The sequence below is a fragment of the Victivallis sp. genome (assembly GCF_048170485.1).
Lineage (GTDB): Bacteria > Verrucomicrobiota > Lentisphaeria > Victivallales > Victivallaceae > Victivallis.
Map to the genome: position 1 here is coordinate 1 of NZ_DBEXAY010000068.1, position 8321 is coordinate 8321.

The window sequence follows — 8321 nt, forward strand, 5'->3', positions numbered from 1 at the left end:
CTTTATCTGGATGGGTTCCTATGACATCCCGTGTCATAGCTGTCGTGGTATAAATATAGTGTTGTTAAGAGAACGACAACAAAAAACAGGAGGACATCATGGTATCAAATTTTAATCGGGAATGGCTTGGAAAGCAGAGAAGACAACCGGAAGATGAGCGAAAGAAAATGCAGGAGGCATTCGAACGCGCTCACAACTCGAAAGAATGGGGGATGATCTGCATGATTCACGAGGTGGACGGATTTCTGGACATCGTCATCCGCGATGAACAGAAGCCCGGCCTTCGGTGCCTGTGCGGCGTCTGCTGGAACAAAACTTACCTGACTCCTGAACAGCTCGCGTGGATCCAGGAAAAATTGTGCGAGCTGAAACGGAAAAATTCCGAAAATCCGTCCTCGTCGTCGAAAACATCGTGTCCCGGTAAACGTACCTACAATTGGGGGTGCATTGATTCACGGAGCTGCTGGGATGGAGAGATTTCCGCCTCATCTCCGGAGGAGGCGGAACGCGTGTTGCGCCAGAAGTATGGTTGTGAGGGAACCATCACGGTTTTTTACGGATAGTTTGCGGTGTGAGAGATTGCTGGAAGAAAAGAAAAAATTCCATCTCCGCTCGAAGTATGACATCCGGTGGCAGAGGTGGTGGCGTATAATAAACGGCGGAAGGAGATTTTCGGAAAGATGAACAAACGGGTTTCAGAACTGTATCAGGCCATGCTGGAGGAGGTGCATGGCCAGTTGAAGACGGCCGAGAGTCTTTTCCTCCGCATGTCGGATCTGGTTCTGGAGCTGATGCATTCAGAATCCCCGCCGGAAGCGAAAATCCGGGAACTCCGGAAACTGGATCAACAGCACCGGGAACTCCTTTCGGAAATTATGCGGGAACTGAGTCTGATCTATCCGGGCAGGATCGAACTCTATCCGCCGGCAGAAGGAGGCTTTTTGAAAAATCTGGAGCGACGCAATGCGCAGAGCGAGGAGTTGGAGCGGATCGTCAAAACCCTTCAGAAGGAGCATGGAGTTTTAAAGGAGAAATTGTTGCAGGACAAGGAAAAAAAAAGGAGAGTTGAAATGGAAAACATGGATTGCAAAACGGAGTTTGAACGGAATTTCAATGAAGCGGAACGGTTCTGTAAACGTCCGAACATTCTGGTTGCCGGTTATACCGGGTGCGGCAAAACTTCGCTGATCCGCACAATTCTCGGCAGTGAAATCGTTCCGGCGGAAGGTGTCGGCAACTCCCGCCCGTGCCGGATCGAATTCGACTGTTATGAGAATGAAGAGATCCGGCTGTGGGACTCGCGCGGCCTCGAACTCGGCGAAAAAGAGGCGGATTTCCGGGAGCAGATGAGAGAGTTCGTCGCGGAGCGTCAGGACGATACGAATGTGGAGGAACACATCCACCTCGTCTGGTATCTGATTCAGGGAAACGGCGCGCGGGTGACCGATTGCGACCTGGCGCTGCTCCGGGAGATCTTCACACCTGACAACGTGATCGCCGTACTCAGCAAGAAGGACATCACCCGTCCGGCGCAGGCCGAAGCGATCCGCAAGGTGTTGCTGGATGCGGGGATTCCGAAGGAGCGTATCGTCGAAGTTTCCGATGCCGAAGGCGGCGGGACCGGTTGCCATGAACTGGTTGCTCGGAGTCTCCAGATGCTCCCGGAGGCCTACCGGGACGCATTTCTCGCTGCCCAGCAGATCGACCGCGAAGCGAAGGCGGCTAAACTCGCCGAAAAAAACGAAACCGCACGCACGATCATTAACGATGCCGCGCAGGAAGCCGCGCAGGTGGCGGAAGTTCCGGTGGAACATTCGGAGAACTCCCCGCTCATTCCGATCGGAATTGCAATGGCGGCGCACCTCGCTTCGCTCTACGGCCTGCGTGAACGGAAACTGCATGACGAGGCGGTGGAGTTCGTCAAATCGGTTTTTGCGGCTTCGCCTGAGACGGTTCCGTGGTATGAATCCTCCGCTGTCATCGGCGCGGAGGCGGCGCGCCGTCTCGTGGAGACGCTCGGCAACTGGTTTCACAACAATTTTGAAGCGTATGCGCTGGCGAAGATCAAGGGCTTACCGAAGCCGTCGATTGGCTTCGATCTCGAACTTTTCAAGGAATTTTATCAACTCAGCAAAAGGAGAATGAAGATGAAACCGAATATTCTGGTCTGCGGCAAAACCGGCGTGGGAAAAACCTCGCTGATCCAGGCGGTGACGCACCGCGGCGTGGTTCCGGACAGCGCTATCGGCGACGGCAAGCCGCTGACCGTCGGGTTTCAGGTATACGAAACCGAAATCGCGAACTTCGTCGATTCCGAGGGGATGAATCCGGGAACTCAGACAGTGGATGAGTACGCTGACTTCATTCTGGACGAACTTCTTACACGTCTTGACGCCGACAGCGAAGAGCGGCTCATCCACAACATCTGGTATTGCATCGACGGTTCCGGCGCACGGATTCAGGATACCGATGCAAAACTCATCAAGACCTTCAGCGACAAGGTGATTCTGGTTGTCACCAAGTGCGAACTCATGCGCAAAGAACAGGTCGAATCGATGATGAATACCTTGCTCGATCTGATCGATCGCGACCGGATTGTGCTGGTTTCCGCCGAAAACCGGACTGGACTCAAACAGTTGATTGCGAAGGCGGAGTCGATGAGTGAAGCGGCCATGGGCCACGCCGCGGAAGAGTTGGATGCATTCCGCAAGCGCTGGGACGATTACTACGCGAATATGCGCCGGGTCTGGACGGAGAGCGTCAGTTCCGAGGCGGACAGCTACATCAACTGGGCCGCCGGCCGCGCCGCCGCCATCGCGCTGGTGCCGCTGCCGCTGGCCGACGTCGCCCCATTGATTGCGAATGAGGTCTACATGCTCTACAAACTTGCCGAACTCTACGGCATCGCGGCGGACAACACGGTCATCACGATGTTGCTCGGCTGTGCGGGCGGTTCGATCGCGGGCAAGGTCGGAGCCAGTTTCCTGCCGTTCCTGAAAGTTCCGATTGCGGCGGCGGTCACCTACGGCGTCGGCAAGGCGGCGAAAGCCTATTTCGAATCGGATATGACGATGAATGAGGAAGAGCTCCGGCGGGAATTCCTAGCCGGGGAACGCGAAGCGAAAAAGAAGGATTGGAAGCAAAGTGATCGGTAACAGTTCCATCGGCTTGTTCGATCATCTGTGGCCGAAGTGGCGTCTATTCCGGCGCCCTCCGCAGACGGGGCGCGGCTGGCTGGCTCTCGCCGCGCCGGAGAAGGCGGGGCCGGTCACCGTCTACGACCGGCAGGGAGATCCGCTGAAGCTTTCCGCGGCGGAGAAGGTTGCACAGGGCGGCGGCGGCACCGTCTACCGGTTCCGGGCGAACGATCAGATCCTGATCAAACTCTGCAAGCCTGATTCGGTTCCCGGCCGAAAGATTCAGGCGATGCTGGAGCTGGAGGAGTGCCGCAATGCGCCGTTTCTCGCGTGGCCGCTGATGCCGGTTTTCGACCGGAACCGGCTCATCACCGGTTTTGCCATGCGGAAGTGTTCCGGGCGGACACTGCGGGCACTGTACGCACCGTTTCAGGTGAAACGGTTCTTCCCCGGCTGGGATAAACTCCAGCTCGCGCAAGTCGCGTTGAATCTGGTCAACGGCGTTCAGTTGTTAGCCCGGCAGGGTGTGCTGATCAGCGACTTCAATCCGGATAACTTTCTGGTGGACCGGCATGGGAAAGTTCAGTTCATCGACTGTGACAGCTTCCAGATTGCCGGGAAGGATGGGAAAAGTTACCTGTCGAAAAACTTCATGCCGGAATTTGCCGCGCCGGAACTGCTTTTGCATCAAGAGAATTTTAAACGCGGACGCACGCCGGAACAGATCCGGTTCAGCCTGGCGATCGTCGTTTACATGATTCTGCTGAGCGGACTTCATCCTTTCGCCTATTGCGGCGGAAGCGATCCGGCGACCAACCTGAAGACGGGGAAGTGTCCGCTCGACACGAGAACGAGGATCCGGTTCCCGGTGAGCTGGACGAAATCGGTGAGCTACCTGCCGGACAGCTTACGCGAGCTCTTCCGGCGGATGTTCGTTGACGGTTACAACGAACCGCTGCGGCGCCCCGGAATCGGGGAACTGAAGCAGGAGCTGGAACAGTATGTCGCATTTCTGCGAAAATGCGGAATCACCAGTCAACATCGGGCAATTCTGCCCACAACCTCAAGGAGGAAAAAGAAATGAGTTATGCGGAAGATCGAAATCTCGACGTCACGAATCCCGCGCCACGTTGCCCTGTGGTACTGCTGCTGGATGTTTCCGGCAGCATGGAGGGCGAACCGCTCAAAGAGCTTAATGCCGGAGTGCAGCAGTTTTTCCGGGAGACCAGCGACGACGAAACCGCCAGCATGAGTGTTGAGGCGGAAGTCATCACCTACGGAGACGAAGTTCAAATTGCGGTTCCGTTTTCGCCGATTCACGAAGCAGTCGTTCCGACGCTGGAGAGCAACGGCTGGACGCCGATGGGAGAAGCGCTCCGACTGGCGTCGAAAGAACTCGCCGCCCGCCGCCGTCTCTATAAAAATCAGGGGATCGCCTCCTATAAGCCTTGGGTAATCCTGATGACCGACGGCATGCCGAACGACGACTGGCAGAAGGCGGCCGAGGAGATGAAGGCCCAGGGCGAACAGCGCAAAATCACCTATATCGGCATCGGAATCGGCGAGAAAGCCGACTTCGATACATTGCGCGAAATCCTGCCGGCGCAGCCCGGTCCGGTGAAACTGAAGGGGCTCTGTTTCAAGGAGTTCTTCCGCTGGCTCACCGACTCGCTCAAGAGCGTCTCCGCCAGCAGCGTCGCCGAGCAGGACAACATTACGCTTGGTACCGTCAACAGCTGGGCGGATCTTGCGGGAATGGAGGAACCGTAATGGTCAACGGGTTTGCCGTATCGGTTCCCGGCAACGGACACATTCGCAGGGAACTGCCCTGCCAAGATGCCTCCGGGATATGGTTTGTGCCGCGTCCAGTCGCCATTGTGTGCGACGGGCGCGGCAGTGCCCGGCTCTCGCAACTCGGAGCACAGGCTGCGGTTCGAGCGTTCCGAAGCCAGTGTGCCGTGCTTGATGGCATGCTTGCACAATGCCTGGACGCCAAACGCCGCCGACATGGCATCTGGCGTCATTTCTGTCGATTGATGATCCGTACACTCGTACAACCGAAGCTTGAGCTTGCCGAACAATACGGACTGCCCGAAAAAGAGTTTGATTTCACGGTAGTGTTTGCCGTCTGCGGCCGTTACAGACATGGCGTTTTCCAGCTTGGAGACGGTGCGATCACCGTGCGGGGAAACGGGATGTGTCGAACGGTGTTCCGGCCGGACAAGGGAGAATTCGACAATATGACTTCTTTTCTCAGACCCGGCGATGAAAAAAGTGACCGCTTCCGGGAACGGTTGATCGACGCCTCAGAGATCAATGGGATCGCACTCACCAGCGACGGTCCGGAACATCTGATGTTCGAGCTGCCGGCGATGAGACCCGGGCCGGTATTCGACGCCATGTTTGACGATCTCGCCTCCGGAAAGCTGACGCGGCAGGATCTGCTCGATTATCTGACCGGAGTCCGCTGGACATATGATCCGCGCGGAGCAGACGATCGGAGCATTGCCATTCTCAACCCGCAGGTGGTAATATGAATCTTCTCAGAGAAACAGTAATCAGTTCCGAACAGTTCCAGAAGGAGTGTCAAGGTACATATTTCAAACTCTATTACATTTTTGATGTGCTCAATTTACTCTGTCTGCAAGGACAACTGGATCGGGTACCGCTGATGTTGAATTTGGATCGACAGGGAAAACGGGTGCTCGCTTCAGCCAATTTCTTAAAGACTCCGCGACAGCGGAAACCGTTCTGTTTCATTGAAATCCGCCTGATCCCCTGTGCGGCGCTTTCCACCGGTTGCTTTCTCGGGGTGATGCTGCATGAAATGAACCATATCTGGGATTTTCAGCATGCGCGGCCGGCGAAACATGATAAAGAGTTTTACGATCGTATGTCAGGGGTTGGATACAACGACAAACAGATGACGTTTCAGGAAAACAGTCTTTTTGCGCAATCGATAGACTTCATTTTCCGGCAGCAGCTTCAGTTGAGAGACGGGTTGAATATGCTGTGCTCATACCCCGGCTCCAAACCAGACTGGGATGAGATTCAGTTTTATCGAACTTATCTCGAACGTGTCCTCTCTTTGAAGCGTCGGCCCCCCGCGACCTCCCGGGTGACAGACCTATGGGGGATAGACCGGGAAACGGAACAAGAAAAAAATCATCGAAAAGCAATTTTACGAAAGGAGAACATAAGATGAGTACAATAATGGCTTTTCCGGAGACGCTTACCGCCTGGATGACTCCGACCGCGGTTGCCCGGAAGCAGGTCGATGACCTGATCAAACGGGAACAGAATGCCATAACAGAATTCCGAAGGGGGAGACGCGACCGCAACGCGATGCCGCCGGTGCCTGCCGGAGATATTTTCGTCTGGTTCGATCAGGCCGGTTACGGCAATGGCGGCAAGGGATTTTACTATGTGCGCTTTCATTCGGGCAGAGCGTGGCATTGTACCGCGTATGACCAGCCCGCGCTGATCGTCAAGAAGTCGAAGTTGCGTCCGGACCAGATCGCTTTCATGGAGCGTAAATGCCGTGAAACAGAAGAAGAGGAGCAGCAAACTCCGGAACAGCAGAAGTTTGATTTCCGTTCGGAATATGATAGAGAACAACAATGGAAAAGACACAGGATATCGAGTTGACGGAGTACCTGCGCCGGTGCGATTTCTCCCGTCTGACTGCACGGGAGTGGCGCCGGGTCGGACCACATACGCTGGGGGTAATTCTTTCTCACCGCCCGGAACTGTATGAAACATGCCGCAACTGGATCAAGTTGCTTCCGGAGAGCTGGGCGGAACTCTTGCGGGTTCGTCCGGAACTCGCAGCGACGTGCGATTGCTGGGGGAATTTTTCAGCGGTGGAACTTGTACGAATTCTGAAAAAGCAGCCGCAGCTTGCGCGGTATGTTCTGAATTGGCAGGTGCTGAATGAATCGGCGTGGGAGCTGTTGCTGCTGTTCCGTCCGGAACTGGAGGTATACTGTCCGTACTGGATGGACTTCCATCTGGCGGTGCCATGGATCGGCGAAAGCATGATTGCCGTCCACAGTGACAACGTGAAAAAGTTGCAGCGCAACGTGCCTTGGATTCCGGCGATAACAGAAAATAAACAATAAACTGTTTTGATTTTCAACAACCATCATCGGATGGTAAAATAAATTCGAAAGGAAAATGAAAAATGAGAATCGTCTGTCCCCAATGCCATTCCAGCGAACTTCGGGTGTTCAATCATAACCTGGTGTGCAACAGATGTCTTTTGGAGTTCAATCCGAAGTGTCCCAACTGCAACGAGGGGGAATTGCTGACCCGCGACGATGAGCATTGGGAATGTTCCTTCTGCTCCTGGGAGGCTGACACAGAAGATTTCAATCTGCCGGCTCCGGAAACGATGCAGTACATCAACAGGTCCCGTTCGCGTTCCGGCTCAAGGGAAAGCGGAGGCGGCTCATTCTGGGGGGATCTTCTGAGTTCGATCGGCTCAAGCATTATGGAGGAAATCAACAAGGCGGGGAAGAAATAACTGTCATGAAACTGCAGATATTCCCATGGCGGAGTGTGGTGCCGATCGTTTGCCTGATGGTCGGGTTGGGAACCGGTCATCTGCTGACGCGAAGTTACACAGTAGAATCCGCGTTGAAACAGGCCCGGGCCGAATGTGAACGGCAACTCTATGGCAATGCGGATTTCAGTCAATGGCATCTGAACATGTGTTCTTCGTTTCTGCGGCGATTGGCGGAGATGGAACTCGCCTGGCGACGGCTTGAAATAGAGAACAGCCGAAACTATTGCGAATTCGAGAAGGATTATATGCAATGGAGCTGCGAGTGGGATCAGAAGCTGAAGGAAGATTTGAAAACTCCATCGGAATTCGAAGGTGGCTCGATGGCGATGATGGATGCTGCGTTGCGGCAGTACGGTCTGCTCTGCGGCCAGTTGGAAGAACTGGAAACGAAATGGGAAAGTCGAATCCGTTGATTTGATATGACATGCGGTGTCATGGGTGCAGCATCATATTAAGTGTGTAGAGAATAGCGCTGAAGAAAGATACCATGTATAGGTGACAAGCAATTGTCGGAGTAGAAAAGAACTCCTTTGTCGAGTAACTTTGGAAATTTACTCAAACCAAATTACCGAAAAAGGAGCTCAAAAATGCAGAGAAAAGGTAGTGCCATTCGCAGT

The 8321-nt window shown here is 54.5% G+C and carries 9 protein-coding genes; all 9 read left to right on the plus strand.

The genetic code is table 11. The features are described from left to right. Positions 1-680 precede the first annotated feature (680 nt). The 9 genes from ACMLHG_RS03570 to ACMLHG_RS03610 all read left to right on the plus strand — a co-directional run bounded on the left by ACMLHG_RS03570 (position 681) and on the right by ACMLHG_RS03610 (position 8117). Positions 681-3155: a hypothetical protein gene (locus ACMLHG_RS03570; protein WP_417169578.1), complete on the plus strand. Its 2475-nt coding sequence runs from the start codon at positions 681-683 to the stop codon at positions 3153-3155. Further along, positions 3145-4221 (plus strand): protein kinase domain-containing protein, encoded by a 1077-nt coding sequence (locus ACMLHG_RS03575; RefSeq protein ID WP_417169579.1) that lies wholly within the window; start codon positions 3145-3147, stop codon positions 4219-4221. The genes ACMLHG_RS03570 and ACMLHG_RS03575 overlap by 11 nt, the downstream gene beginning before the upstream one ends. Next, complete coding sequence (locus ACMLHG_RS03580) at positions 4218-4907, plus strand: vWA domain-containing protein (protein ID WP_417169580.1); 690 nt, start codon at positions 4218-4220, stop codon at positions 4905-4907. Before ACMLHG_RS03575 ends, ACMLHG_RS03580 begins: the two co-directional genes overlap by 4 nt. Beyond that, positions 4907-5674, plus strand: a complete 768-nt coding sequence (locus ACMLHG_RS03585) for a PP2C family serine/threonine-protein phosphatase (RefSeq protein WP_417169581.1) — start codon at positions 4907-4909, stop codon at positions 5672-5674. Before ACMLHG_RS03580 ends, ACMLHG_RS03585 begins: the two co-directional genes overlap by 1 nt. Further along, positions 5671-6342 (plus strand): hypothetical protein, encoded by a 672-nt coding sequence (locus ACMLHG_RS03590; protein WP_417169582.1) that lies wholly within the window; start codon positions 5671-5673, stop codon positions 6340-6342. Before ACMLHG_RS03585 ends, ACMLHG_RS03590 begins: the two co-directional genes overlap by 4 nt. Continuing rightward, entirely contained in the window at positions 6339-6785 is a 447-nt protein-coding gene (locus tag ACMLHG_RS03595; RefSeq protein ID WP_417169583.1) for a hypothetical protein, read from the plus strand. The genes ACMLHG_RS03590 and ACMLHG_RS03595 overlap by 4 nt, the downstream gene beginning before the upstream one ends. Continuing rightward, positions 6758-7258, plus strand: a complete 501-nt coding sequence (locus ACMLHG_RS03600; protein WP_417169584.1) for a hypothetical protein — start codon at positions 6758-6760, stop codon at positions 7256-7258. The genes ACMLHG_RS03595 and ACMLHG_RS03600 overlap by 28 nt, the downstream gene beginning before the upstream one ends. A gap of 62 nt (positions 7259-7320) precedes the next feature. Then, on the plus strand, positions 7321-7662 hold the full coding sequence (locus ACMLHG_RS03605; protein WP_417169585.1) for a hypothetical protein: 342 nt from the start codon (positions 7321-7323) through the stop codon (positions 7660-7662). A 5-nt stretch (positions 7663-7667) separates the two neighbouring features. Then, positions 7668-8117: a hypothetical protein gene (locus tag ACMLHG_RS03610; RefSeq protein WP_417169586.1), complete on the plus strand. Its 450-nt coding sequence runs from the start codon at positions 7668-7670 to the stop codon at positions 8115-8117. The last annotated feature ends 204 nt before the right edge of the window (positions 8118-8321 follow it).

Coding starts and splice junctions, on each gene's coding strand:
- ACMLHG_RS03570 (WP_417169578.1), top strand. CDS start 681: ATGAACAAACGGGTTTCAGAACTGTATCAGGCCATGCTGGAGGAGGTG.
- ACMLHG_RS03580 (WP_417169580.1), top strand. CDS start 4,218: ATGAGTTATGCGGAAGATCGAAATCTCGACGTCACGAATCCCGCGCCA.
- ACMLHG_RS03585 (WP_417169581.1), top strand. CDS start 4,907: ATGGTCAACGGGTTTGCCGTATCGGTTCCCGGCAACGGACACATTCGC.
- ACMLHG_RS03590 (WP_417169582.1), top strand. CDS start 5,671: ATGAATCTTCTCAGAGAAACAGTAATCAGTTCCGAACAGTTCCAGAAG.
- ACMLHG_RS03595 (WP_417169583.1), top strand. CDS start 6,339: ATGAGTACAATAATGGCTTTTCCGGAGACGCTTACCGCCTGGATGACT.
- ACMLHG_RS03600 (WP_417169584.1), top strand. CDS start 6,758: ATGGAAAAGACACAGGATATCGAGTTGACGGAGTACCTGCGCCGGTGC.
- ACMLHG_RS03605 (WP_417169585.1), top strand. CDS start 7,321: ATGAGAATCGTCTGTCCCCAATGCCATTCCAGCGAACTTCGGGTGTTC.
- ACMLHG_RS03610 (WP_417169586.1), top strand. CDS start 7,668: ATGAAACTGCAGATATTCCCATGGCGGAGTGTGGTGCCGATCGTTTGC.